This is a genomic window from Cellulomonas sp. NEAU-ZC6, from assembly GCF_056844425.1.
The window spans coordinates 1898741-1924007 of sequence record NZ_JBXFYH010000001.1 but is presented as its reverse complement, the minus strand read 5'-3'; the positions used below and the strand labels follow the sequence as shown (position 1 = coordinate 1924007).

Genomic DNA, 25267 nt, shown 5'->3' with positions numbered 1-25267 from the left:
CCTGTCGCGTGCGCGGCACCCGCCGCGCACGCCACCAGTTCCACCAGGGAGGACCGCACCAGCATGGTGAGCAGCATCGGCATCGACGGCCTGATCAGCGGGATGAAGACCTCCGAGATCATCGACTCGCTGCTGGCCGTCGAGGGCAACCAGCAGAAGCTGCTGGCGTCCAAGCGCACCGGCCTGCAGTCGGTCGTGACCGCCCTGCAGTCGCTCAACACCAAGGTCGCCTCCCTCGGCACCGCCGCGACGACGGCGCTCAAGCCCGAGTCCTGGCAGACCACCACCGCGACGGCCTCGTCGACCGCGGTCACCGCCGTGACGTCGAAGGACGCGACGCCGTCCTCCCTCACGCTGACCGTCGACAAGCTGGCCTCGTCCCAGTCGACCCTCTACACGCTGCCGACCTCGTACACGTCGGACAAGCCCACGTTCACGCTGACCGTCGGCGGCGAGGCGAAGACGATCGTCGCCTCCAGCACGCACATCGGCGACGTCGTCGCCGCCTTCAACGCCGAGGGCACCGGCGTCACCGCCTCGGCCGTCAACGTCGGGACCGCCGCCGCGCCCTCGTACAGGCTCCAGCTCACCGGGTCCACCACGGGCGCCGACAACGCGTTCACGGTCACGGCGACGAACCCGAACGCCGGCACGGACCTGAGCGGCCAGGAGCTGCGCGCCGCGGCGGACGCCAAGGTCACGCTCTGGCCCGGCACCCCCGGCAAGACCGAGGTCACCTCGTCCAGCAACGCGTTCAAGGGCCTGCTCACGGGCGTGGACCTGACGGTCAGCAAGGCCGGCGCCGACGAGGTCACCGTCACCGTCGCCCGCAGCGCCGCGTCGATGAGCAAGCTCGCGTCCAACCTGGTCACCAACCTCACGGCCGTGCTCGGCGACATCGCCGACCGCACCAAGCCGACGACCAGCACCGCCGCCGACGGGGGGTCGATCCTCAAGGGCGGCCTGCTCGCGGGCAACACCGCGGTGCGGATGCTGCAGCAGAACGTGCTCGCGGCGGGCTCGATCGAGGTGGACGGCAAGTCCCCGTCCTCGGTCGGCATCAACCTGGACCGCAAGGGCGCCTTCACGTTCGACGAGGCGGCGTTCACCGCCGCCTACAACGAGGACCCGGTCGGCACGCAGAAGATGGTGCAGGCCGTCGCCGCTGCGCTCGAGACCGCCACGACGGCGGCGTCCGAGCCCACCAAGGGCACGCTCAGCACGCAGATCAAGTCCTACGAGGGCGAGGTCAGCGACCTCGCCGACCGCATCGCGGACTGGGACGACCGCCTGGCCACCCGCCGCCAGTCGCTGATGCGCACCTACACCGCGATGGAGGTCTCGATGTCGAAGATGCAGTCGACCTCGAACTTCCTGTCCCAGCAGCTCGCCCAGCTCAACGCGCAAGCGTCGAGCTGACCCGCCACCCCCGAACCACGCAACGGAGGACCGTCGTGTACGACGTCCGGACCCGGTACCTCGCCGACGCGGTCGCCACCGCCGGCCCCGCGAAGCTCCTCACCATGCTCTACGACCGGCTGCTGCTGGACCTGGACCGGGCCGAGGTCGCGCTCCGCGCGGGCTCGCGCGCCGAGGGCACGCAGCACCTGGCGCACGGCCAGGAGATCGTGGCGGAGTTCATCGCCAACCTCAACGTGGGCGAGTGGGACGGTGGCGACCGCCTGCTGTCCGTCTACACGTACCTGCTGTCCGAGCTGATCGGCGCCGGCCTGGCCGGGGACGCCGACCGGGTCGCCGCCTGCCGCACCGTGGTCGGGCCGCTCGCCGAGGCGTGGCGCGAGGCCGCCGTCGTGGTCGCCCAGGACGTGCCGACCCCGCGGCCGGCGCCGACCTCCGAGGGCCTGGGCGTCGGTGCCGGGGTGCTCGGTGTCGGCTGAGGCGCCCGCCGTCGGTGCCGTGACCCGGGCCGCGGAGGCGCTGCTCGACCCGGACGCGCACCCCGACGCCCCGCTGCCCCGGCAGCACGAGGGTGCGCACGAGCAGGACGCCCGCGACGCCCGCGAGGCCGCCTGGACCCGCGCGCTCGCCGAGATGGAGGGCGTGGCCGACCGCGCCGAGGACCTGCTGCGCCTCGCCCGCACGACCGAGCCCGGTGCCGACGCCGGTGCCGGCGCGGACGTCGCCGTCACCGAGCCCTGGCGCACCCCGCGCGGGCTCGGCCCCCTGCCGCTCGCCCTCGCCCCGCGCGCCGCGGCGCTGGTCGAGCGCCAGCGCGACCTGGTCCGGCGCACCGCCGACCAGCTGGGCGACCACCGTCGCCGCCTGCGCACCTCGGACGGTCTGCGCACCCGCGCCGCGGCCGCCCCGGTGTACCTCGACATCGAGGGCTGAGACCCGCCGCCGGCCTCCTGGGTGGTACCACCCAGAAGGTCGGCGTGGACATTTCCTGGCGAAGTCGGACATTCCTTCGCGAATCGCACCCCCCACCTGGGTGACGGGCGAAAAAGTCCTTCCCGGCGCCTCAGCGCCACCCGCCTCCCGCCGATGGGAGGTCTGAGCACGGATCGCTCACCCAGCAGGCCACGGATCGGCCGACCTCAGGACCGACCTCGGTGAGGGTGACCCTGTCATGGGCATGTTCGACTCCGTGAGCTACGTCGCGCTCAACAGCGCGCTCGACGGCCTGGCGCTGCGCCAGCGCGCCATCGCCGAGAACGTGGCGAACATCAACACCCCCGGCTACCAGGCCAAGAAGGTCGCGTTCGAGGCCGAGCTCGCCCGCGCCGTCGACGACGGCACCGGCGCCACCACCGCCTCCGTGGCCCGCTCCCTGGAGCCCACCCGCACCGACGGGAACAACGTCAACCTCGACGAGGAGACCCTCCTCAACGTCGACACCAACCTGCGCTACCAGCTCGCGACCCAGGCGGTCGACGGCACCTTCTCCAGCGTGCGCACCGCGATGAGGACCAACTGATGACGACTTTCGGGGCGATCGGCATCGCCAGCACCGGCATGACCGTCCACCGCAAGTGGCTCGACGCCGTGAGCGACAACCTCGCGAACCAGAACACCGTGACGGGCACCGGCGAGGAGGCCTACCGCGCGAAGTACGTGGTGGCCACCGAGATCGGCTCCGAGAACGGCGGCGGTGTGCAGGTGGCCGGCATCGCGCTCGGCTCCGCCGAGGGCCGCATGGTCTACGAGCCCACCCACCCGCTGGCCGACGAGGACGGGTACGTCCGGTACCCCGACGTCGACATGGCCAGCCAGATGACCCAGCTGATCATCGCCCAGCGCGGCTACCAGGCGAACGCCGCGGTCGTGGACCGCGCCAAGGCGTCGTACGAGGCGGCCCTGCAGATCGGACGCACCGCATGAGCATCCAGCCCGTCTCCGGCGTCAGCCCCACGTCCTACCTGTCCGAGCTGTCGGACCTGAGCGCCCTCGCCGGCGCCGGTGCGAGCACCGGCACGACCGGTCCGGGCGACGGCGGCTTCGCCTCCGCGCTCAGCGCGGTCGACCACGTCACCCAGCTCCAGTCCACGAGCAACGCGCTCGCGGTCCAGGCCGTCACCGGCGACCTCGACGACGTGCACGACTACACGGTCGCGTCGTCCGAGGCCAAGCTCGCGCTCGAGCTCACCGCCGCCGTGCGGAACAAGGCCGTCGACGCGTTCACCGAGATCATGAGGATGCAGGCCTGATGCCCGCCCAGGTGAAGTCCCTGTTCGGCCGCATGGGCGGCGCGGTGGGGCAGTTCTCCCTCCCGCAGAAGACCTTCGCGCTCATCGCGCTCGCCGCGCTGCTGCTCGGCGGGTTCGCGCTGTTCTCCTGGTCCAGCAAGCCGTCGCTCAGCCCGCTGTTCTCCGGCCTGTCCGCGACGGACGCCTCCGCGGTCGTCGAGCAGCTGTCCGCCGAGGGCGTGACCTACGAGCTCGCCGACGGCGGCAGCACCGTGCTGGTGCCCCAGGACAAGCTCTACGACCTGCGGCTCTCGCTCGCGGCGGCCGGCCTGCCGGCCAACTCCGAGGGCGACGGCTACTCCCTGCTGGACGGCATGTCGATGACCTCCAGCGAGTTCCAGCAGCAGACCACCTACCAGCGCGCGATCGAGGGCGAGCTCGCCAAGACGATCGGCGCGATGGAGGGCGTGGAGACGGCCTCGGTCAAGCTCGCGCTGCCGGCCGAGACGGTGTTCGTCTCCGAGCAGCAGGACCCGACCGCGTCGGTGTTCGTGCGCACGCGGACCGGCAAGGACCTCACCACGCCGCAGGTCGAGGCGATCGTGCACCTGGTGTCCGCGGGCATCGAGGGCATGAAGGCCACCGACGTCGCGGTGGTCGACTCCACCGGCAAGGTGCTGTCCGAGGTCGGCACCGGCATCACGTCCGGCTCCGGCGACGAGGCGACCTCCGCCTACGAGCAGCGGGTCACCGGCGCGGTGCAGGCGATGCTCGACCAGGTGGTCGGCGCGGGCAACTCGACGGTCACCGTCACCGCCGCGCTCAACCAGGACCAGACGCAGCGCACCTCCGAGGAGTTCGCGCCCGCCGCGGAGGCCCCGCCGCTGGCCTCGTCCACCACGTCCGAGGAGTACACCGGCACCGGCGGCGGCAACGCCACCGGCGTGCTGGGCCCGGACAACATCGCGGTCCCCGGCGGCGCCGCGGGCACCGACGGCGAGTACGTCAAGACCACCGAGGACGTCACCAACGCGGTCAACAAGGTCACCGAGGTGACCACGGTCGCCCCGGGCACCGTGCAGCGCCAGTCGCTGGCCGTGCTGGTCGACCAGACCGCCGCCGCGGGCATCGACCTCGCGCAGCTCTCCGCGACCCTCACCGCCGCCGCGGGCATCGACACCGCCCGGGGCGACACCATCGCCGTGCAGGCGATGGCCTTCGACACCACGGGTGCGGACGCCGCCGCCGACGCGCTGGCCGCGGCCGACGCCGAGGCCGCCGCCGCCGAGCGGGCCAGCATGCTCCGCCAGCTGGTCATCGCCGGCGCCCTGCTGCTCGTCGCGATCATCGTCGCCGTCGTGCTGGCCCGCCGGTCCCGGCGCAGCAAGCGCGAGGCGCTCGACATCGGCGAGCTGCCCCTGATGGACGGCCCGGACGACACCGCCGTGCTCGAGGAGCTGCCGGAGATCCCGCCGGCGCTGCCCGGGCCGGCCGAGATCGACCCGGTCGCCGAGTCCCTCGCCGTCAAGCGCGCCGAGATCGCCGCGCTCGCCGACGAGCAGCCGGAAGAGGTCGCCGACCTCCTGCGCGGCTGGCTGACCCCCGCCGGGCGGCGCTGATGTCCACCGCGACGCTGACCGGCTCCCAGAAGGCCGCCATGCTGCTGCTGCAGCTCGGGCGCGAGCGCGCCGCCAAGGTGATGGCCCAGCTCGAGACCGCCGAGATCGAGGAGCTCACCGCCGAGATCATGCGGCTCGACCGCGTCGACGCCGCCCTGGCGGACGAGGTCGTCGAGGAGTTCTACGCCGCCTCGGCCATCGGCCCGAGCGTCAACGGCGGCCTCGGCTACGCCACCCAGCTGCTCGAGGGCGCGCTGGGCCGGGACGAGGCCGCGGGCATGATCGAGCGCCTGCAGACCTCGATGGCCGGCCAGCCGTTCGAGTTCCTGCAGCACGCCGACGCCCGGCAGGTGCTGTCGCTGCTGAACGGCGAGCACCCGCAGGCCGTGGCCCTGGTGCTCGCGCACCTGCGGCCCGAGCACGCGTCGGCGATCCTCGCCGGCCTGCCCGCGGACCAGCAGTCCGAGGTCGCGCACCGGATCGCGCTGATGGAGCGCGCCTCGCCGGACGTCGTGGCGGTCATCGCCGAGTCGATGCAGCGCAAGGCGTCCACCGTGCTGACCCCGAACGAGCTCTCGGCCGTGGGCGGCGTCCAGCCGCTGGTCGAGATCATCAACCGTGCCGACCCGACCACCGAGAAGCTGATCCTCGAGGGGCTGCAGAGCCGCGACGAGGCGCTGGCCGACGAGGTCCGCAGCCGGATGTTCGTCTTCGGCGACACCGTGCTGCTCGAGGACCGCGCGATGCAGCTGGTGCTGCGCCAGGTCGAGACCAACGAGCTCTCCGTCGCCCTCAAGGGCGCCGCTCCCGAGGTGCGCGACAAGATCCTGCGCAACCTCTCCGAGCGCGCCCGCGAGAACCTCGAGGAGGAGATCGAGCTGCTCGGCCCGGTCCGCCTGTCCCAGGTGGAGGAGGCGCGCGCCGGCATCGTCCAGGCCATCCGCCGCCTCGAGGAGTCCGGACAGATCGTGATCCGGCGGGAGGGCGAGGACGAGTATGTCTCCTGACACCCGCACGTTCACGCAGGCCTACGCCGGCACCGCGACGGCCGACCCGGCATACCGCGCCGAGGGCTTCGCCGCCGGGTACGCGGCGGGCTACGCCGCCGGCGCCCGCGAGGCCGCCCGCGCCGCGCAGACCGAGGCCGCCCGCGTCCAGCGCGAGCGCGCCGAGGCCGACGGCCGCCGCGCCGCCGAGCACGCCGACGCCCTCGCCGTGCTGGCCCGGGCCGCCCGGGCCGCCGCCGACCGCAGCGCCCCGGTGCTCGCCGCGTCCGAGGCGACCCTGCACGCCGCGGGCCTGGACCTGGCCGCCGCCGTGCTCGGCACCGAGCTGGCCGACGCGCCGGCCTCCGCCCGGGCCGCGCTGCGCCGCGTGCGGGAGCAGGACCCGGCGCGCGAGGTGCACACCGTGCGCCTGCACCCGCGGGACCTGGCCGCCGTCCGCGGCGCCCTGGCCTCCGGCGACGTGCTCGCCGGCCTGCCCGACCTGACCGGCGTCGAGCTGGTCGCGGACCCGGCGCTCGCGCCCGGGGACGCGGTCGGCGAGTACCCGGAGGGCTACCTGGACGCGCGCATCGGCGCCGCCCTGGACCGTGCCCGCGCCGCGCTGGCCGGGGGCGACCCCGCATGAGCACCACGACGAGCACGCTGCTGCCGACGCCCCGCGGGGGCGCCACCGAGCCCGTGGCCGCGCCCGGCCTGCCGGCACCGGCCTCCCCGGTCTGGGGTGCGGCCCTGGCCGCCGCGCGCCCCGAGCGCGTCGGCTCGGTCCGCGGCGTCGTCGGCCTGACCGTCGAGGTCGCGGGCACCGGTGCCGCGGTCGGCGAGCTCGTCGCCATCGACACCGACGCGGGCGAGGTGCCGGCCGAGGTGGTCGCCACCGGCCGCGGCACCGCGCACGCGATGCCGCTCGGCCCGACGCACGGGCTGCGTGCCGGCATGCGGGTCCGCCCGCGCGGCACGGCGCTGACGACCCCCGTCGGCCCCGGCCTGCTCGGCCGCGTGCTGGACGGGCTCGGCCGACCGATCGACGGCAAGGGCCCGCTGGTCGGCGTCGGCCGCGCCGAGGTCACCGGGCACGCCCCGCACCCGCTCGCGCGGGCCCGCGTCGCCCAGCCGCTGGACCTCGGCGTCCGGGTGCTCGACACCCTGGTCACCGCCGGCCGCGGCCAGCGTCTGGGCCTGTTCGCCGGGTCCGGCGTCGGCAAGTCCTCGCTGCTGTCGATGATCGCGCGCGGCACGGACGCCCAGGTGTCCGTCATCGCGCTGGTCGGCGAGCGCGGCCGCGAGGTGCGCGAGTTCCTCGAGGACGACCTCGGCCCCGAGGGCCTGGCCCGCAGCGTCGTCGTGGTCGCCACCTCCGACGAGCCGCCGCTGGTCCGCCTGCGCTCCGCCTTCGTCGCCACCCGGATCGCCGAGTGGTTCCGCGACCAGGGCGACGACGTGGTGCTGATGATGGACTCGCTGACCCGCGTGGCCATGGCGCAGCGCGAGATCGGCCTGTCCGTCGGCGAGCCCCCGGCCACCCGCGGCTACCCGCCGAGCACGTTCGCGCTGCTCGCCCAGCTGCTGGAGCGGGCCGGCACCGCCGCGACCGGCTCGGTCACCGGCCTGTACACCGTGCTGGTGGACGGCGACGACCACAACGAGCCGATCGCCGACGCCGCCCGGTCCATCCTCGACGGGCACGTCGTGCTCGAGCGCTCGCTCGCGGTCCAGGGGCACTTCCCGTCCGTCGACGCGCTGGGCTCCATCTCCCGCGTCGCGTCGCGGGTGACCGCCCCGCAGCACAAGGAGCTCGCCACCCGCCTGCGTCGCGTCATGGCGGCCCGCCGCCAGGCGCAGGACCTGCTGGACGTCGGCGCGTACGTGGCCGGGTCCAACCCGCTGGTCGACGCCGCCGTGGCGCACGGCGCCGCGATCGACGGCTTCCTGCGGCAGGGCATGGACGAGCGCGCGCCGTCCGCCGAGTCGTGGGCGCGGCTCGCCGCGCTCGTCGCCGCGATGGGGGACCTGCCGTGAGCCGCGCGTTCCGCCTGGCCGGGCTGCTGCGGCTGCGCTCGATCGCCGAGGAGCAGGCCGCCGCGACCCTGGCGGCGAGCACCCGGACCCGGGACGCCGCGGCGGCCCGCAGCCGGGCCACCGAGGCGGCCCTGGGCGGCGCGCAGTTCGGCGTCGACATGAGCTCGCTGAACATGCAGGCGGTCGTCGCCAGCCGGCTGGCGCTGTCCGGGCTGCTGGTCGACCACCGCGCGCAGGTGCTCCAGGCGCAGGACGAGGTCGACGTGGCCGACGCCGCGTGGGCCGCGGCCCGCACCCGGACCCGGACGCTCGAGAAACTGCAGGACAAGCACGAGGCCGCGGCGCGCATCGAGGAGCAGCGCGCCGAGCAGGTCGTGCTGGACGAGATCGCCGGCCGTCGTGCCGGCGCGCGCACGCCGGCGACCGCCGGCGCGGGGGAGGGGGACCGATGAGCGACGCCGTCGCCGCCGTGCAGGCCCGGATCGCGCAGATCCGGTCGTACGCCGTGCCGCTCGCCGCGAGCCCCGCCGTCGTCGCCACGAGCGGCACGTCGTCGGCCACCGGCACGTCCGCCGCCGCCACCGGGACCGCCGCCTCGGCGTCGGGCTCCGCGTTCGCCGCGGCGCTGGCGCAGGTCTCCGGGACCGGCGCCACCGCCGGTGCCGCGGACCCGGCCACCGTGCCCGCGGGCGCGCTGTCCACCACGGTCACCGGGCAGGACCTGGTCGAGTCCGCGAAGAAGTACCTCGGCACCCCGTACGTCTGGGGCGGCGAGACCCTCGCCGAGGGCGGCCTGGACTGCTCCGGCCTGGTGCAGCTGTCGCTCGCCGACCTCGGCGTCACCGGGGTGCCGCGCGTCGCCCGCGACCAGGCCACCATCGGGCAGGAGGTCGCGTCCCTGGACGAGGCGCTGCCCGGCGACCTGGTGGTGCTGAGCGGCGGCAAGCACATCGGCATCTACGTCGGCGACGGCAAGATGATCGACGCCCCCAAGCCCGGCAAGGCCGTGACGATCCGCGACGTCTACGCGGAGCCCACCACCATCCGCCGCGTCCTGCCGCAGGCCGCCGCGACCACCGCGTCCGCGACGTCGGCCGCGCTCGCCGCCACCGCCGCGGGCCAGAACGCGCTCGCGCTGCTGACCGGCAGCACCTCCTCGTCGTCCATCCCGACCTCGTCCCTCTGGGGGGCCGCCTCGTGACCACCACCACGCTCTCCGCCGTGCCCGCGCGGCACGCCACCGCGGCGTCCGCCGTCGGCGGCGCGGCCCGCACCGGCGCGACAGGCTTCGACGCCGTGCTCGCCGGCGAGCTGGCCGCCGCCCCGGCGTCCCGGCCCGCCGACCGTCCGGTCGACCGTCCTGCCGACCGTGCCGCCGACCGGCAGGCCGACCGCGCGACCGAGCGGCCCGCCGCCGACCGGCCGCGCCCGGAGCACGCCGGTCGCCCCGCGTCCGACCGTCCGGACGCCACCGCCGCTGCGTCGGGCACGTCGGGGGCGTCGACCACGCCCGGCACCGGGCAGCCCACCGCGCCGGCCGCCGACGCCACGGAGGCCACCGACAGCACCGAGCCCGCCGGCACCACCGAGCAGGCCCCCTCCGGCGACGCGGCGGCCGAGGCCGTCGTCGTGCCCGCGCTGCCGCTCGCCGCTGCGCCCGGCACGGAGGCCGCCGCGCAGCAGGCCGCGGCGCTCGTCGCGGTGCCGGTCCCCACCACGACCGCGACGGCGACCGCCACCGACGCGACCGCCGCCGCGGTGGCCGTCGACGGTCCGGCAGCCGCCCCCGCCGCGGCACCCGCCGCCGCGGTCTCCCCGACCGCCGCCGACCCGGCCGCGGGCACGGCGCCCGCAGCGGGCACCGTCGCCCCGGCCGCCGCCACGCCGGGCGCCGCGGCCGCCACCCCGGCAGCCGGCACCTCCGCGACGACCACCCCCGGCGCCGCTCCCGCCGACCCCGCCGCCGCCACCGCTGCCGCGACCGCGCCGGTCCCCGCCGAGGCCGCGACCGCCACCGCCACCGCGACCGCCGCCGAGGTGGCCCCGGAGTCCGTCGCCGCCGCGGCGCCCACCGAGGCGGCCCCGGCCGACGACGCCGCGCCGGCGACCCCGGCCGCCCCGGCCGCCCAGCCCGGCACGCTGCAGGTGGGCACGGTCCAGCACCGTGTCGCCGCGGCCGCCCAGGCGGCCGGGACCCCGCTGGCCGACCAGCTCGCCGGGAAGATCGGGGAGCAGCTGCCCGCCCTGCGCGCCGCCGGCAACGGCCAGCACGTGCTGACGCTGCGGGTCGACCCGGACCACTACGGCCCGGTCAAGGTCGTCGCGCACATCTCGCCCGAGTCCGTGCGCGTCGAGCTGGTCGGCGCGACCGACGCGGCCCGTGACGCGCTCCGGCAGTCCCTGCCGGACCTGCGCCGCGACCTCGCGGCGAGCGGTCTGTCCTCGGACGTCAGCCTCGGCGGCGACGGGACCGACGGCGCGGCCGACGGCTCCGCCCGCCGCGAGGCGCTCGACCGGGGCGCCGCCCGCCCGGCCGGCCTCGCCGGCGCCGGCACGGCCACGACGTCCGCCGACCCCGCCGCCACCCGCACGCCGGCCTCCGCCGGCGGCCTCGACCTGCTCGTCTGACCCGAGAGGAGACCCCCGATGTCACTCGAAGTCCCCGTGTCCACCATCGGCCAGACGCGCACCGACGCGGCGGCCGGGACCGCGCCCAAGAAGGAGCTGGACAAGGACACGTTCCTGCAGCTGCTGATCGCCCAGCTGGGCAACCAGGACCCGAGCAGCCCGATGGACACCAGCCAGATGATGGCCCAGACCACGCAGCTCGGGATGATGGAGTCGCTCACCGAGCTCCAGGCCTCCTCGCGCGAGCAGTTCGCGCTGCAGATGCGCATGGCCTCCGCCGACCTGGTCGGCCAGCAGGTCAGCTGGACCGACGCCACCGGCGCCACGAAGTCGGGCGTCGTCGAGTCCGTCGACTACTCCGGCAGCGTGCCCGCGCTGACGATCGGCACCGAGAAGATCGCGCTCGACGCGGTCGCGAGCGTCCGCCCGGCCGGTGCCGCGCCCGACGCCCCCGCCACGCCCCCCACGACCACCGCCTGACCGCGGTCCGCCACCCTCACCACCCCTCGAAAGGGATCCACCATGCTCCGCTCCCTCTTCTCCGGCATCAGCGGTCTGCGCAGCCACCAGACGATGCTCGACGTGACCGGCAACAACATCGCCAACGTCAACACCACCGGTTTCAAGGCGTCCCAGATCCAGTTCCAGGACACGCTGAGCCAGATGCTCAACGCGGCCGCGGCGCCGCAGGACGGCGTCGGCGGCCAGAACCCGGCGCAGGTCGGCCTCGGCGTGCAGGTCGCCGGCATCACCACCAACTTCACGCAGGGCGCCGCGCAGCTGACCGGCCGCAGCACCGACATGATGATCTCGGGCGACGGCTTCTTCGTGGTCCGCCAGGGCACGCAGCAGTACTACACGCGCGCCGGCTCGTTCGACTTCGACTCCAGCGGCCAGATGGTGCTGCCGGGCGACGGCGCCGTCGTGCAGGGCTGGGCCGCCGAGAACGGCGTCATCGACACCGCCCGCCCCGTGGGCGACATCCGCGTGGGCGTCGGCACCGTGATGCCCGCCAAGGCGACCACGACCGCGCCGTTCGCCGGCAACCTGCAGGCCGACGCCAAGGAGGGGACGATCAAGACCCTCACGGTGAAGGCGTACGACGCCATCGGCACCGAGCGCGAGATCGAGCTCACGATGACCAAGACGGCCACCGGCTGGACCATGGGCGCCACCGACGGCACCGCGACCTACGCGACGACCCCGCTGACCTTCGGCCCGACCGGTGCCCTCACCTGGACCGACGCCACCTCGGGCAACGCGACCTTCGCGCTCGGCGGCGTGACCGTCGACCTGTCCGGCGTGACCGGCATGGCCGGCGTCGACACCGTCGCGGCCGGCAAGCAGGACGGCTACGCCTCCGGCATCCTCGAGTCGTTCGCCCTGGGCTCCGACGGCACCATCACCGGCTCGTTCAGCAACGGCCTCAAGCAGGCCCTCGGCCGGATCGCGCTGGCGTCGTTCACCAACCCGTCCGGACTGTCGAAGGCCGGCGGCTCGCTGTTCAGCACCACGGTGAACTCGGGCGACGCGCAGGTCGGCGCCGCCGGCACCGGCGGCCGCGGCACGCTGTCCGCCGGCTCCCTCGAGATGAGCAACGTGGACCTGTCCACGGAGTTCACGCAGCTGATCATCGCCCAGCGCGGCTTCCAGGCGAACTCCCGCGTCATCACCACCTCCGACGAGGTCCTGCAGGAGCTCGTCAACCTCAAGCGCTGACGCGCGTGGCGCCCGCCGGCCACCGGGCCGGCGGGCGCTGCCGTGCGGCCGCCGCGACGCGCTGACCTGCGCAGACGCGGCCCGACGGCCGCGCACCGGGGACGCGCCGCTTCACCCGCGAGCACCACCGGACCGCCCCGGAAAGCCTCATCCACCGGCCCCCGCGGCCGATGGGAGGGGGGAGCGGCCCACGGACGGGCCGCGGCGGCGCGAGCCGCACACGCATAACCAGGGACGGGACTACCGCTGTGATCATCGTGACGCGCCTGAACGGGGCCCAGTTCGGGGTCAACCCCGACCTGCTCCAGCGCGTCGACAGCGCGCCCGACACCATCCTGACCCTCATCGACGGGACGAAGTACATCGTCCGCGAGTCGATGGCCGAGGTCATCGCGCGGGTGAACGAGCACCGCGCCCACCTCCTGGCACGCGCCCAGGAGATCCAGGCCTCGCCGACGCCCGCCGTCGAGCTGGTCCGCGACGCCGGCAGCCCCGGCTCCGGGCCGACGCCGACCGACGACGACGGCGACGCGCCGCTCGCCGACCCCGTACCCCTGCGACCGAGGAGCCGCTGACATGGATCCCGCCGGTTTCATCGGCCTGGTCGTCGCCTTCGGCGCGATCTTCGGTGCTCTCCTCATGGAGGGCGCCGACCCGATGTCGATCTTCCTGCCCGCGCCGCTGCTGCTGGTGTGGGTCGGCACGATCGGCGTCGGCATCGCCGGACACACGCTCAAGGACGCCATCGAGTCCTACAAGGCGGTGCCCCGGGCCTTCATGAAGAAGATCCCGGACCCGACCACGACCGTGGACACGCTCGTCGACCTGGCCGACCGCGCGCGCCGCGAGGGCCTGCTGGCTCTCGAGGACGCCGCCAAGGACATCGACGACCCGTTCCTGCGCGGCGGCCTGCAGTCGGCCATCGACGGCACGGACCCCGACGACCTGCGGCTGATCCTCGAGGACAAGATCGCCACGAAGCGGACCAAGGAGAAGGTCTGGTCCAAGTACTTCGCGGACATGGGCGGCTACGCGCCGACCGTCGGCATCATCGGCACGGTCATCTCGCTGGTGCACGTGCTGGAGAACCTGTCCGACCCGGCCTCCCTCGGCCACTCCATCGCCGCGGCGTTCGTCGCCACCCTGTGGGGCATCCTGTCCGCCAACGTGGTCTGGCTGCCGATCGGCGCCCGGATCAAGCGGTTCTCCGACCTGGAGTGCGCGCAGATGGAGGTCACGCTCGAGGGCCTCCTCGCGGTGCAGGCCGGCGCGAACCCGCGCCTGGTCGGCGAGCGCCTGCGCTCGCTGCTGCCGGACGCGCCCGCCGAGAAGGACAAGGAAGCGGCGTGAGCTCCGGGGGCCGGGGCCGCCGTCGCGGGGGCCACGAGGAGGAGCACGTCAACCACGAGCGGTGGCTGGTGTCCTACTCCGACATGATCACCGTGCTCATGGCGCTGTTCATCGTGCTGTTCGCCATCAGCCAGGTGGACCAGGAGAAGTACATCGCCCTGCGGTCCTCGCTGGCCGAGGGCTTCGGCGAGGGGTCCATCACCAACGGCGCGCTCGAGGGCAGCGCCGGCGTGCTGGACGGCACGAGCGCCGCCGCGGACGCGCCCGACACGGGCACGTCCGGCGTGGTCGACGCGGACGAGGGCCTCGGCATGCAGGCGTCGAACCCGTCGCCGGAGGTCGAGTCGAACCCCTCGTCGGTGGACGCCGCGGTGCTGGAGGCCGCCCGGGCGGAGGTCGCGCACCTGCAGGACGTGCAGGAGCACATCCTGGCCGCGCTGCGCACCCAGAACCTGCAGGACGCCGTGCGGTTCCGCGTGGACGACCGCGGGCTCGTGCTGGGCCTCGTGGCGGACGACGTGTTCTTCGCCCAGGGCTCGGCCACCCTCACCCCGACCGCGATGCAGGTCCTCGACCTCGCGGCGCCCACCCTCGTGGGGCTGCAGGAGTCGATCTCCGTGGAGGGGCACGCCAACACCATCCCGATCTCCGGGCGGTACGCGACCAACTGGGAGCTGTCGTCCGACCGGGCCACCCAGGTGCTGCGGCACCTGGTGGAGTCCGACGGCATGCCGGGCCCCCGCATCCAGGCGGTGGGCTTCGGCGACACCCGCCCGCTCGTTCCGGGCGGCGGGCAGGACGCGATGACCGCCAACCGGCGGGTCGACATGGTCATCTTGAGCGCGGAGCCGGAAGCGGTCCGCGCGCTGCTGCCCGCCGTGGCAGCCAGTGGAACGGGGAGCTAGGGACATGCCCATCGAGCAGCGAGTGGTCGGCGGCGGCCAGAAGATCGGCGGCGGCAAGATCGGCGGCGGCGCGACCGCCAAGGAGGCGCCCGCGCCCGAGCCGGAACCGGCCAAGAAGGGCAAGAAGAAGCTGCTGGTCGTCATCGGCGCGGTCGTGCTGGTCGTCGCCGGTGCCGCGGCGTACTTCCTGCTGGGCATCGGCAAGGGCGGCGAGGCCGAGGCGGCCGAGCCCGCACCCGAGCCGGGCGCGGTGATCGCGGTCGAGCCGATCAGCCTGAACCTGGCCCAGGGCCACTACCTGCGGCTCGGCTTCTCGCTGCAGATGACGCTCGAGGCCGGCGGCCACGGCGAGCCCGACCCGGGCAAGGCGGTGGACGCCGCGATCGCGCTGTTCTCCGGCCGCACGGTCGCCGAGATCAGCGACCCCGCCACCCGCGAGACCCTCAAGGGCGAGTTCCTGCACGAGCTCGAGGAGCTGTACCACGGAGAGGTGATGGACGTCTATCTGACGAACTACGTCACGCAGTAGCGGCGGTGCGCGCGGCGACGCGCGCCCCGCCCGACCGGCCGCGGTGACGGTCCTGGTGCTCTGACCAGGGCCGTCGGCCACCCGGTGGACCACGGCGCCACGGAGGGCGTCACATCGCTCCGCAGCACGCCGGCCCATGGAGGGCCGAGGGCGGAGAAGTTCTGGGGACGACCCCTCACATCACCCGTTCGCGCGCCGATGAGGGTGGGCGTGACGGTCCACACCACGGGTCAGGCCCCGGCGCGCTCGCGCCGGCGCACCCACGCACCCGAGCCCTACGACTTCCGCCGGCCCATGACGATGGCCCGCGAGCACGCCCGCGTGCTCGAGATGGCCTTCGAGACGTTCGCGCGGCAGTGGGGCAACCAGCTGACGGCGCGGCTGCGCGCCATGGCCCAGGTCACCCTCGACGGGCTGACCCTGCAGTCGTACGACGAGTACGTGCGCGGCCTGCCCGGCACCACGGCGATGATGCTGTGCACCATCGAGCCGAGCCGGCAGACCGCCGTCGTGCAGGTGCCCGTGAGCACCACGATGGTGTGGATCGACTACCTGCTCGGCGGTCCCGGCACCGGCGACGTCCGCGAGGACCGCGAGCTCACCGAGATCGAGCTCACGCTCGTGCGCGGCGTCATGCAGGCGGCCCTCGGCGACCTCGGCTACGCCTTCGCGTCGCTGACCCCGCTCGACGTCACCCTCCGCTCCGTCCAGTACAACCCGCAGTTCGTGCAGGCCGTCCCGGCCTCCGACGCGGTGCTGGTCGCGACCTTCCAGATGCGGGTGGGCGAGCGCGAGGACGTCGCGACCGTCATGTTCCCCGCCGAGCTCCTGCTCGCCGCCGTCCGCCAGACCGACGGCGTCAACGGCCGGTCCGCCGAGGACCAGCGGGCCCACGAGCTCGCGCTCCTCGACCTGGAGACCGCCGTCGAGGAGGTCCCCGTCGAGGTCGCCGTCCGGTTCGCGCCGGTCGTCGTCCGCCCCCGCGACGTCGTCGGCCTGGCCGTCGGCGACGTCGTCCCCCTGTCCCACCCGTCGTCCCAGCCGCTCGACGTGGTGGTGGACGGGGTCGTGCTCGCGCGAGCCGCCGCGGGGAACAACGGTTCCCGTCTCGCCTGCATGGTCGTCACCGTCGAGGAGAAGCACTGATGAACGCCGTCCCCACCACCGAGACCACCGACGCCGCGGTCGCGCTCGCCGCGGCCACCGCCGCCGCCCGCCTGCTGCCGGCCGTCGCCCCGCTCCAGCCCGTGCCGGCCCCCGCGGGTCAGCGCCCCGACGCCGACGCCCTCGCGGTCGTCGCGTCGTTCGTCGGCCCCAACAGCGCCGACGTGGTGCTGGTCGCCGACGAGGCCGTGCGCGAGGCGCTCGCCGCCGGCGCCCCCGACGGCAGCCCGCTGGACCTGGCCGCCGCGCTGCGCCCCGCTCTGGAGGCCGCCGTGGCCGAGCTCGGCGCCGGCGTCCTGGAGGCCGCCCGCACCGAGACCGTCGCCGCCGCGCTGCCCGCCGACGCGCACCTGGTCGCCCTGGCGACCGACGACGGCGTGCAGGCCTGGTTCGGCCTGCGCCTGCGCAGCGAGCCGAGCGCCACCACGCCCGGCGTCCCCACGCAGCGTGCCAGCCTGAACGTGCTCTACGACGTCGAGATGACGCTGACCGCCGAGCTCGGCCGCACCAAGCTGCCGGTCCGCCAGGTGCTCGAGCTGACCCCGGGCGCCGTCCTGGAGCTGGACCGCGCCGCGGGCAGCCCCGCCGACGTCATGGTCAACGGCCGCCTCATCGCCCGCGGCGAGGTCGTCGTCATCGACGAGGAGTTCGGCATCCGGATCACCGAGATCGCGCGCGGCGAGGACGGCACCATCTGATGGACACCCTCGTCCTGGGCCTGCGCGTCCTCCTGGCGCTCGCGTGCGTGATCGGCCTGATCTGGGTCCTCGCGCGCCGCGCCGGGTGGGGCAAGGGCCGTCGCCGGCCCGCGGGCCCGGCCGTCGAGGTCGTCGGGCGCCAGGCGCTCGGCCGCCACGCCGGCGTCGCCGTGATCGCGGTCGGCGACCGCCGCCTGCTGCTCGGCTACGGCGAGCAGAACGTCACGATGCTCACGGAGCTCGCCCCCGCCCCCGCGGAGGTCACGCCCCTCACCACCGCCGACGACGAGCACGCGGGGTCCGCCCCGATGACGCTTGGCGCGCTGGCCGCGGCCGTGCTGCCGACGCCGCGCGGCCCGCGTACCCCGAGGACGCCGCGCACCGCGCGGGGCCCGCGCACCACCACGGTCGCGACCGGCGCGTCGTTCGAGGACGCGCTCGCCTCCGTCCAGGGGGCGTCGGGCGAGGGGGAGCCGGTCGCGTCGGACACCGTGGGCACCGCGTCCACCGTGTCCACCGCGTCCACCTCGGCCGAGGGTGCCGCCTCCGCGGCGCGCGCCGCCTCGGTGTCCGCCGCCGCGGCGCTGGCCGCCGCGGCCGCCGTCCCGGTCGAGCCGGCCCGCCCGCAGCCCGCCGTCGCCGGCGTCGAGCGGGTCACCGTCCCCGTCCCCGAGGCGCCCGCCGCCGGTGGTGCGCTGCACGGCTCCGTGCTGGCGTCCTCCACCTGGAAGCAGGCCGTCGCCGTGCTGCGCGAGCGGACGGTGCGCCGGTGACCGCCGACCTGCAGCAGCGCACCGCGCTGCCCGCTGCACCCGACCCCGCGCCGCGGCGCCGGACCTGGCCGATGGTGCTGCTCGCCGTGCTCGCGCTGGCGACCGCCCTGGTCGTGCTCGGCTCGGGCGTCGCGCACGCCGCGCCGACGCCGCCGACCGACCCCGCCGCGCCCGCGGCCCCGGCCGACCCCGGCTCGGGCGAGGTCTCCGTCGCCATCAACGGCGTCAACGGAACCCCCAGCAGCTCGATCGTCGTGCTGATCGGCATCACGCTGCTGTCGGTCGCGCCCTCGCTGCTGCTGATGATGACCGGTTTCACCAAGATCTTCGTGGTGCTGTCCCTCACCCGGAACGCGCTCGGTCTGACGACCGTGCCGCCCAACCAGGTGATCGCGGGCCTCGCGCTGTTCCTCAGCCTGTTCGTCATGGCGCCGGTGCTGTCCGACGTGAACACCGTCGCCGTGCAGCCCTACCTCGACGGCGGCATGGACTTCCAGACGGCGCTCGACGCCGGCTCGGCCCCGCTGCGCGAGTACATGCTCGGGCACACCCGCGAGCAGGACCTGGCGCTCATCACCCGCGCGGCCGACCAGCCCAACCCGGAGAGCGCCGCGACCGTCCCGATGCTCACGCTGATCCCCGCGTTCATGCTCTCGGAGCTGCGGTCGGCGTTCATCATCGGGTTCGTCATCTTCATCCCGTTCCTGGTCATCGACCTGGTCGTGTCCTCGGTCCTGATGAGCATGGGCATGATGATGCTCCCGCCGGTCATGGTCTCCCTGCCGTTCAAGCTGCTGCTGTTCGTGCTGGTCGACGGCTGGGGCCTCATCGTCACCGCCCTGGTGGGCGCCGCGTCGGCGGGGGGTGGCTGATGGACACCTCGGCCGTCCTCGACATCGGGCTCGACGCCCTCATCGTCGCCGCCAAGCTCTCCGCGCCGGTGCTGATCACCGCGCTGGTCGTCGGCTTCGCGGTCTCCCTGGTGCAGTCCGTGACCCAGATCCAGGAGGTGACGCTGTCGTTCGTGCCGAAGGCCATCGCCGCCGCCGTGGCGCTGCTGGTCTGCGGGCACTGGATGATCGCCGAGCTGGTGTCGTTCACGACCCAGCTGTTCGACCGCATCCCCGCGCTGCTGGGCGGCTGACGCGCGATGGACCTGACCCTGTCCCTGGCCTCGGTGCAGACGGCGATGCTCGCCGGCGTCCGGTTCGCCGCCTTCTTCCTGGTGGCACCGCCGTTCGCGCACCGCGGCATCCCCGGCGCCGTCAAGGCGATGCTCTCGGTGGGGCTGGCCCTGGCCGTCCTGCCGCGGCTCGACGCGCAGGTGACGGAGTCGACGGGGCAGTTCGTCGGGGCGCTCGTGCTGGAGGCCACCGTCGGGGCCGCGCTCGGGTTCCTGGTGTCGCTGCTGTTCTCGGCGGTGCAGGCCGCGGGCAACCTGATCGACCTGTTCGGCGGCTTCCAGCTGGCGCAGGCGTTCGACCCGCAGAACATGACGTCGGGCGCGCAGTTCGCCCGGCTCTACAACATGACCTGCCTGGTGCTGCTGTTCGTGTCCGGCGCCTACCAGGTGCTCATCGCCGGCCTGGCCCGCTCGTTCGACGCGGTGCCGGTCGGCGCCGGGCTGGACCTCGAGAAGATGGCGACCGCCGTCACCACCGGGCTCACCGACATGTTCCTGGCCGCGCTGCAGATCGGCGGCCCGCTGCTGGTCGTGCTGTTCCTCACCGACGTGGGCCTCGGCCTGCTGACCCGGGTCTCGCCCGCGCTGAACGCGTTCGCGATGGGCTTCCCGCTGAAGATCTTGATGACCGTCACGTTCGCCGGCTTCGCGTACCTCGCGCTGCCGGGCGTCGTGAGCTCCCTCGCCGAGCGGGCCGTCCAGGCCGTGCTGCAGGTGGCGTCGTGAGCGGGGGCGGCGACTCGGGGGAGAAGACCGAGAAGGCCACAGCCCAGCGGATGAAGAAGGTCCACGAGGACGGGAAGCTCTCCCGGTCCCAGGACCTGTCCGCGTGGCTCGGCCTCACCGCCGCGGCGATCATGGTGCCCAGCACCCTGAGCCGCGCCTCGGAGTCCGCGCAGGACCAGCTCGCCGCGGTCACCCAGGCGATCGCGTCCCCGGACGCCGGCACCGTGGTCAACCTGCTCGGCGACGGCCTCTGGTCGGTCGTCGGCACCATCGGCCCGATGCTCGCCGTCGTGGCGATCACCGTGATCGTCGTCGCGGTCGCGCAGGGCGGCGTGCACAAGAAGAAGTTCAAGCCGCAGGTGCAGCAGTTCAACCCGGTCTCCGGCGTGAAGAAGCTGTTCGGCGCGCACGCCTGGTGGGAGGGCGCCAAGACGCTGCTGAAGACCGCGGTCGTCGGCGCCGTCCTCTACATCGCGGTCCAGGGCATGGTCCCGCAGCTGATGGGCACCGGCGCGATCCCGCTCGAGCACATGCTCGGCGTGGCCGGCGCGGGCGTGAAGCAGCTGCTTGTCTGGGGCGTCGCGGCGGGCGTGCTGCTCGCGATCATCGACGTGATGGTCGTGCTCAAGCGCAACCGCAAGCAGACCCGCATGTCGCGCCACGAGATCAAGGAAGAGAACAAGCGCACCGAGGGCGACCCGCTGGTCAAGGGCCACATCCGGTCCAAGCAGATGGCGATGAGCCGCAACCGCATGATGGCCGCGGTGGCCGACGCCGACGTGGTGGTCGTCAACCCGACCCACGTCGCCGTCGCCCTCAAGTACGTCGCCGGCACCGGCGCCCCGCGCCTGGTCGCCAAGGGCGCCGGCGCGGTCGCCGCCAAGATCCGCGAGCAGGCCGCCGAGCACCGCGTCCCGATGGTCGAGGACATCCCGCTCGCCCGTGCCCTGCACGCCGCGTGCGCCGTCGACCAGGAGATCCCCGCCTACCTGTTCACCGGCGTCGCCCGGGTGCTGGCCTTCGTCATGCAGCTGAAGCGCCGCGGCGCCGCGCTGGGCAAGCACACGATGCCCGGCGGCTCGGTCGCCCCGGACGACGTCCCCACCACGGTGGCCGCCGCGCGGCGCCGGGCGCGTGCCGACAAGGCCGGCGCCGACAAGGCCGGGGCCGCCGCGTGAGCCCCGCCCGCACCACCGCCTCCCGTCCCCCGCTCCACCCCACGAACAAGGACCTGCGATGAAGAACCGGCAGATCTCCCAGCTCGCCGTCCCGGTGGGCGTGGTCGGCATCGTGCTGCTGCTCGTCGTGCCGCTCCCCGCGGTGCTGCTGGACGTCCTGATCGCCGTGAACATCACGGCGTCCCTCGTCATCCTGCTGACCAGCATGTACGTGCAGCGGCCGCTCGACTTCAGCGTCTTCCCGTCGCTGATCCTCGTGTTCACGCTGTTCCGGCTCGGCCTGAACGTGGCCTCCACCCGGCTGGTGCTGCGCGACGGGTACGCCGGCGCGGTCATCGACGCGTTCGGGCACTTCGTGGTCGGCGGCTCGCTGGTCATCGGCCTGGTGATCTTCCTGATCCTGGTCGTCATCCAGTTCGTGGTCATCACCAACGGTGCGGGCCGCGTCGCCGAGGTCGGGGCGCGGTTCACCCTCGACGCGATGCCCGGCAAGCAGATGGCCATCGACGCCGACCTGAACTCCGGCCTGATCGACGAGGACACCGCCCGCAGGCGGCGGGCCGACGTCACCGCCGAGGCCGACTTCTACGGCGCGATGGACGGTGGCTCCAAGTTCGTCAAGGGCGACGCGATCGCCGGCATCGTCATCACGCTGATCAACCTCATCGGTGGCTTCGTCATCGGCATGATGCAGATGGGGCTGTCCCTGACCGAGTCGCTGGAGAAGTTCAGCCTCCTGACCATCGGCGACGGCCTGGTCACCCAGATCCCCGCGCTGCTGCTGTCGGTGTCCACCGGCATCGTCGTCACCCGGGCCACGGCCGAGGGCGACATGGGCACCGCGGCGTCCAAGCAGCTGTCGCAGTCCCGGACCGCCCTGCTCATCGCCGGCTGCGGCGCGCTCGCCCTGGCGCTGCTCCCGGGCATGCCCAAGGTGCCGTTCGTCCTGGTCGGCGCGACGCTCATCGTCGTGGCGCAGCGGATCAAGGCCCGCGAGGCCACCGAGGCCCGCGACGCCGAGGTCCTCGCCGCGTCCACCGCGACCGCCGCGCCGACGTCCAACGACACCCCCGAGGCGCTCATCGAGCAGATGCGCGTGCACACGCTGGAGATCCTGCTCGCGCCGGACCTGGTCGACATGGTCGGCAACGGCCCCGACCAGGACCTGCTGCACCGCGTCCGCGGCCTGCGCCGCAAGATCGCCATGGAGCTCGGCATCGTCGTGCCGCCCGTGCGCACCCGCGACTCCGTCGACCTGCCCCGCTCCACCTACGTCGTGCGGATCGCCGGCGTCGAGGTCGGCCGCGGCGAGGTCCCGCCCGGGCGCATCCTCGCGCTCGGCGACGACCTCGCGGCGCTGCCCGGCCAGTCCGTGGTCGAGCCGGTGTTCGGCCTGCCGGGCAAGTGGGTCGCCGCCGAGCTGCGGCACGCCGCCGAGATGGCCGGCGCCACCGTCGTCGACCGGGTGTCCGTGCTGATCACGCACCTCGGCTCGATCATCACCCGCAACGCCCCGCGCCTCCTCGGCCGCGAGGACGTCCGCGTGCTCACCGAGGGCCTCAAGCAGGTCAACCCGTCCGTCGTGGAGGAGCTCGTGCCCGGGTTGCTGTCGCTCGGCGAGGTGCAGCGCGTGCTGCAGGGGCTGCTCGCCGAGGAGGTCCCGATCCGCGACCTCGGCCGGATCTACGAGGCGCTCAGCCTGCGGGCCAAGGCCGGCACCGACCCCGAGGGCCTGGTCGAGGCCGCCCGCGGCGCGCTCGGCCCGGCGCTGTCCACCCAGTACGTGCAGGACGGCGTGCTCCGGGTGCTCACCCTGGACCCGGTGTTCGAGCAGTCGCTGGTCGAGGCCCTGCGCCCGTCCGACACCGGCACCCAGATCCTCACCGACCCGAACCGGCTCGAGGCCATGCTGGAGCGGCTCCGCGTCGCGATGACCGACGCCGAGGCCACCGGCCGCTCCGTCGTGCTGGTCTGCGCCCCGGCGCTGCGGCCCGCGCTGCGCAAGGTCGTCATCCTCGCGCTGGAGCGGCTGCCCGTCCTGTCCTACGCCGAGGTCACCGGCATCGGCGCCCGCATCGAGACCGTCGGGGTGGTGAGCGGTGCCCACGCGATTGCTGCTTGAGGGCGGCGACCTCTCCGAGCTCATGGTGCACGTCCGTGCCGAGTTCGGGCCGACCGCCCGGATCGTGCGCGCCGAGCGCGTGCGCACCGGCGGGCTGGCCGGGTTCTTCGCCCGGGAGCGCTACGAGCTGACCATCGACGTGCCGGACACCCCGGCGCGGCCCGCGCAGAGCCTGCTGCAGCGCCGGGGCATCGCCGCGGTGTCGACCTCCGGCGGCGCCGGCGGGATCGACGCGCTGCTCGCAGCCGCCGACGCCGCCGACTCCGGGCCGGACGCGGGGCCCGGCACCACCACCGTCATCCCCGCCGCCGACGTCCCCGAGCCCCGCGGGCCGCGGGTGTCGACGGGGGAGGAGGCGTTCGTCTCCGTGCTGGAGCAGATGCGGGCCATGACCGGGGCCGTCGCCACGGACGAGGACGGGTCCGCCGCCGGGTCCGGCCCCGCGCCGGCCGCCGAGCGGACGTTCGAGCCGATGCTGCCGCCCACCGTGCCCGCGCCGGTGCCCGCACCGGCGGTGGAGCAGCTGCCGGCTGCGGTCGCCACGGCCCTGGCCCCTGCTGCGGCCGCCTCGACCACGGGGGTGCCGCGCACGGCGCTCGCGGACCTCGGTGTCCCGCCCGCGCTGCTCGCCGCGTGCGGCGACGGGCCGGTCGAGCTCGCCCGGCTGCTCGCCGCCGTGCCCGCGGCGCCGCCGGTCCCGCGCGACGCCGGCACCGTGATCGTCGTCGCCGGCCCGCCCGAGGACGCGGCCCGGGTCGCCGACCTGCTCGCCCTGCGGGTCGGCGCACCGGACGTCGTGCACGCCGGGGACGGCGAGCCGGGCTCGTCCGCGGCCCGGCGGCTGACCACCCCGTCGACCGCCGCCCGCTGGCGCGCCGAGCTGCCCGCCGCCGACGGCGTGACCGTCGTCGCGCTCGGCGTCCGGCCGGGCCGCGCCCGCGAGGACGCCGCCGCCGAGCTGCTCGCCGCGCTCGCGCCCGACCAGGCCTGGGGCGTCGTCGACGCCCGCAGCAAGACCCGCGACTGCGAGCGCTGGATCGCCGGCGTCGGCGCGCGCCGCCGGCTGGACGCCCTGGCCGTCGGCGGGCTGTTCGACACCAGCGAGCCCGGCACGGTGCTCGGGCTCGGCGTCCCGGTCGCGTGGATCGACGGCGTGCCGGCCTCGCGCGTCGCCTGGGCCGCGGCCCTCGGCGAGCACCTCCCCGAGGGCACCGTCTGGGGCTGACCCGCCCGGACCCGCTCCTTCCCGCGCCCGGCGCCCGCCGTCGCGTCCGGCGTTCGCCGAGGTAGAGCGACCCGCGCGAGGTGGTGCGACCTGGCGCTCGACCTCGACGAGGCGGCTCTACCTCGACGGGGTGGGGCGGCACGGGGGCGGTCACGGCGCGAGACCCGCGGTGTCGGGTGCGGGCGCGCCCGGCCGCGGCAGGTAGTGTCGGCGCCATGCTGGTGCTGAGCAGGCGCGTCGGAGAGCGGCTCGTGATCGGGGACGACATCGTCGTCACCGTGATCGAGGTGCGCAGCGACGGCGTGCGCCTCGGCATCGACGCGCCGCGCTCCGTGACCGTGCACCGCGCCGAGGTCCTCGACGCGGTCAGGGCCGCCAACGTGGCCGCCACCGACGCCGGCGACGACGCCGTCGACTCCCTGCGTGGCCTCCTGGCCCCCGCGGCCGACGAGCCCAAGCCGGACGAGGACGGCCCCGCCGGCTGACTCGCCCGCGCGGTTCCCGCCCGCGCGACCCCGCCCCGCGGCCGCAGCCCGCCCCGCGCCCCCGGCCTGGCCCGCGCGACCCCTGCCCGGGCGCCCCAGCCCGCCCCGCGCTGCCAGCCCGGCCCGCGGCCGCGCGTCGAGTGTCCAGAAACCCGGTCGGTATGTCCGTGTCGAGCGCTCGTTCGTGGACACTCGCCGCAGGTAGAGCGGTCGGGACTCCCCGGTCAGCCCGGTTCCCGCGCGTCCGCGTACGCGCTCGGGCTCCTGCTCGTGCACCCGCCCGGACCGCGTGC

The 25267-nt window shown here is 74.8% G+C and carries 29 protein-coding genes; all 29 read left to right on the top strand.

Annotation, left to right across the window (positions count from 1 at the left end; genetic code table 11):
• Positions 1–63: 63 nt before the first annotated feature.
• Positions 64–1419, top strand: coding sequence for a flagellar filament capping protein FliD (gene fliD / locus AC1050_RS08885; protein WP_482386989.1), 1356 nt, complete (start codon positions 64–66; stop codon positions 1417–1419).
• Positions 1420–1454: 35 nt separating this feature from the next.
• Complete coding sequence (locus AC1050_RS08880; RefSeq protein WP_482386988.1) at positions 1455–1898, top strand: flagellar export chaperone FliS; 444 nt, start codon at positions 1455–1457, stop codon at positions 1896–1898.
• Positions 1888–2352 (top strand): hypothetical protein, encoded by a 465-nt coding sequence (locus AC1050_RS08875; protein ID WP_482386987.1) that lies wholly within the window; start codon positions 1888–1890, stop codon positions 2350–2352. Before AC1050_RS08880 ends, AC1050_RS08875 begins: the two co-directional genes overlap by 11 nt.
• 244 nt (positions 2353–2596) lie before the next feature.
• Positions 2597–2938 carry a flagellar basal body rod protein FlgB gene (locus AC1050_RS08870; RefSeq protein WP_482387264.1) on the top strand — a complete coding sequence of 114 codons (342 nt, stop codon included), beginning with the start codon at positions 2597–2599 and terminating at the stop codon, positions 2936–2938.
• Positions 2938–3342 carry a flagellar basal body rod protein FlgC gene (flgC, locus tag AC1050_RS08865; RefSeq protein ID WP_482386986.1) on the top strand — a complete coding sequence of 135 codons (405 nt, stop codon included), beginning with the start codon at positions 2938–2940 and terminating at the stop codon, positions 3340–3342. Before AC1050_RS08870 ends, flgC begins: the two co-directional genes overlap by 1 nt.
• On the top strand, positions 3339–3668 hold the full coding sequence (fliE, locus tag AC1050_RS08860) for a flagellar hook-basal body complex protein FliE (protein ID WP_482386985.1): 330 nt from the start codon (positions 3339–3341) through the stop codon (positions 3666–3668). Before flgC ends, fliE begins: the two co-directional genes overlap by 4 nt.
• Positions 3668–5266: a flagellar basal-body MS-ring/collar protein FliF gene (fliF, locus tag AC1050_RS08855; RefSeq protein ID WP_482386984.1), complete on the top strand. Its 1599-nt coding sequence runs from the start codon at positions 3668–3670 to the stop codon at positions 5264–5266. The genes fliE and fliF overlap by 1 nt, the downstream gene beginning before the upstream one ends.
• The gene (fliG, locus tag AC1050_RS08850; protein ID WP_482386983.1) at positions 5266–6273 is read left to right on the top strand and encodes a flagellar motor switch protein FliG; all 1008 of its coding nucleotides are present in this window, start codon (positions 5266–5268) and stop codon (positions 6271–6273) included. The genes fliF and fliG overlap by 1 nt, the downstream gene beginning before the upstream one ends.
• Positions 6263–6898 carry a FliH/SctL family protein gene (locus AC1050_RS08845; protein WP_482386982.1) on the top strand — a complete coding sequence of 212 codons (636 nt, stop codon included), beginning with the start codon at positions 6263–6265 and terminating at the stop codon, positions 6896–6898. Before fliG ends, AC1050_RS08845 begins: the two co-directional genes overlap by 11 nt.
• A complete protein-coding gene (locus AC1050_RS08840) occupies positions 6895–8289 on the top strand; it encodes a FliI/YscN family ATPase (RefSeq protein WP_482386981.1) in 1395 nt (464 codons plus the stop codon). The genes AC1050_RS08845 and AC1050_RS08840 overlap by 4 nt, the downstream gene beginning before the upstream one ends.
• Positions 8286–8741 carry a flagellar export protein FliJ gene (locus AC1050_RS08835; protein WP_482386980.1) on the top strand — a complete coding sequence of 152 codons (456 nt, stop codon included), beginning with the start codon at positions 8286–8288 and terminating at the stop codon, positions 8739–8741. The genes AC1050_RS08840 and AC1050_RS08835 overlap by 4 nt, the downstream gene beginning before the upstream one ends.
• Positions 8738–9490 carry a C40 family peptidase gene (locus tag AC1050_RS08830; protein WP_482386979.1) on the top strand — a complete coding sequence of 251 codons (753 nt, stop codon included), beginning with the start codon at positions 8738–8740 and terminating at the stop codon, positions 9488–9490. The genes AC1050_RS08835 and AC1050_RS08830 overlap by 4 nt, the downstream gene beginning before the upstream one ends.
• Positions 9487–10917, top strand: coding sequence for a flagellar hook-length control protein FliK (locus AC1050_RS08825; RefSeq protein WP_482386978.1), 1431 nt, complete (start codon positions 9487–9489; stop codon positions 10915–10917). The genes AC1050_RS08830 and AC1050_RS08825 overlap by 4 nt, the downstream gene beginning before the upstream one ends.
• 18 nt (positions 10918–10935) lie before the next feature.
• The gene (locus AC1050_RS08820; protein WP_482386977.1) at positions 10936–11397 is read left to right on the top strand and encodes a flagellar hook capping FlgD N-terminal domain-containing protein; all 462 of its coding nucleotides are present in this window, start codon (positions 10936–10938) and stop codon (positions 11395–11397) included.
• Between the two features lie 42 nt (positions 11398–11439).
• Positions 11440–12636 (top strand): flagellar hook protein FlgE, encoded by a 1197-nt coding sequence (locus AC1050_RS08815; RefSeq protein ID WP_482386976.1) that lies wholly within the window; start codon positions 11440–11442, stop codon positions 12634–12636.
• 248 nt (positions 12637–12884) lie between these two features.
• Positions 12885–13211, top strand: coding sequence for a flagellar FlbD family protein (locus AC1050_RS08810; protein WP_482386975.1), 327 nt, complete (start codon positions 12885–12887; stop codon positions 13209–13211).
• A 1-nt stretch (position 13212) separates the two neighbouring features.
• Entirely contained in the window at positions 13213–13986 is a 774-nt protein-coding gene (locus tag AC1050_RS08805) for a motility protein A (protein WP_482386974.1), read from the top strand.
• On the top strand, positions 13983–14891 hold the full coding sequence (locus tag AC1050_RS08800; protein WP_482386973.1) for an OmpA/MotB family protein: 909 nt from the start codon (positions 13983–13985) through the stop codon (positions 14889–14891). Before AC1050_RS08805 ends, AC1050_RS08800 begins: the two co-directional genes overlap by 4 nt.
• A 4-nt stretch (positions 14892–14895) precedes the next feature.
• Positions 14896–15420 carry a flagellar basal body-associated FliL family protein gene (locus tag AC1050_RS08795; RefSeq protein ID WP_482386972.1) on the top strand — a complete coding sequence of 175 codons (525 nt, stop codon included), beginning with the start codon at positions 14896–14898 and terminating at the stop codon, positions 15418–15420.
• A 210-nt stretch (positions 15421–15630) separates the two neighbouring features.
• A complete protein-coding gene (locus AC1050_RS08790) occupies positions 15631–16566 on the top strand; it encodes a FliM/FliN family flagellar motor switch protein (protein ID WP_482386971.1) in 936 nt (311 codons plus the stop codon).
• Entirely contained in the window at positions 16566–17282 is a 717-nt protein-coding gene (fliN, locus tag AC1050_RS08785) for a flagellar motor switch protein FliN (protein ID WP_482386970.1), read from the top strand. The genes AC1050_RS08790 and fliN overlap by 1 nt, the downstream gene beginning before the upstream one ends.
• Positions 17282–18055: a flagellar biosynthetic protein FliO gene (gene fliO / locus AC1050_RS08780; RefSeq protein WP_482386969.1), complete on the top strand. Its 774-nt coding sequence runs from the start codon at positions 17282–17284 to the stop codon at positions 18053–18055. Before fliN ends, fliO begins: the two co-directional genes overlap by 1 nt.
• A 71-nt stretch (positions 18056–18126) precedes the next feature.
• A complete protein-coding gene (gene fliP, locus AC1050_RS08775; protein ID WP_482387263.1) occupies positions 18127–18927 on the top strand; it encodes a flagellar type III secretion system pore protein FliP in 801 nt (266 codons plus the stop codon).
• Entirely contained in the window at positions 18927–19199 is a 273-nt protein-coding gene (fliQ, locus tag AC1050_RS08770; RefSeq protein ID WP_454050999.1) for a flagellar biosynthesis protein FliQ, read from the top strand. The genes fliP and fliQ overlap by 1 nt, the downstream gene beginning before the upstream one ends.
• Before the next feature lie 6 nt (positions 19200–19205).
• The gene (locus AC1050_RS08765; protein ID WP_482386968.1) at positions 19206–19964 is read left to right on the top strand and encodes a flagellar biosynthetic protein FliR; all 759 of its coding nucleotides are present in this window, start codon (positions 19206–19208) and stop codon (positions 19962–19964) included.
• Positions 19961–21142: an EscU/YscU/HrcU family type III secretion system export apparatus switch protein gene (locus AC1050_RS08760; RefSeq protein ID WP_482386967.1), complete on the top strand. Its 1182-nt coding sequence runs from the start codon at positions 19961–19963 to the stop codon at positions 21140–21142. Before AC1050_RS08765 ends, AC1050_RS08760 begins: the two co-directional genes overlap by 4 nt.
• A 58-nt stretch (positions 21143–21200) precedes the next feature.
• Positions 21201–23264 carry a flagellar biosynthesis protein FlhA gene (locus AC1050_RS08755; protein WP_482386966.1) on the top strand — a complete coding sequence of 688 codons (2064 nt, stop codon included), beginning with the start codon at positions 21201–21203 and terminating at the stop codon, positions 23262–23264.
• Entirely contained in the window at positions 23242–24489 is a 1248-nt protein-coding gene (locus AC1050_RS08750; protein ID WP_482386965.1) for a hypothetical protein, read from the top strand. Before AC1050_RS08755 ends, AC1050_RS08750 begins: the two co-directional genes overlap by 23 nt.
• A gap of 215 nt (positions 24490–24704) precedes the next feature.
• Positions 24705–24974, top strand: coding sequence for a carbon storage regulator CsrA (gene csrA / locus AC1050_RS08745; protein ID WP_482386964.1), 270 nt, complete (start codon positions 24705–24707; stop codon positions 24972–24974).
• Positions 24975–25267 lie beyond the last annotated feature (293 nt).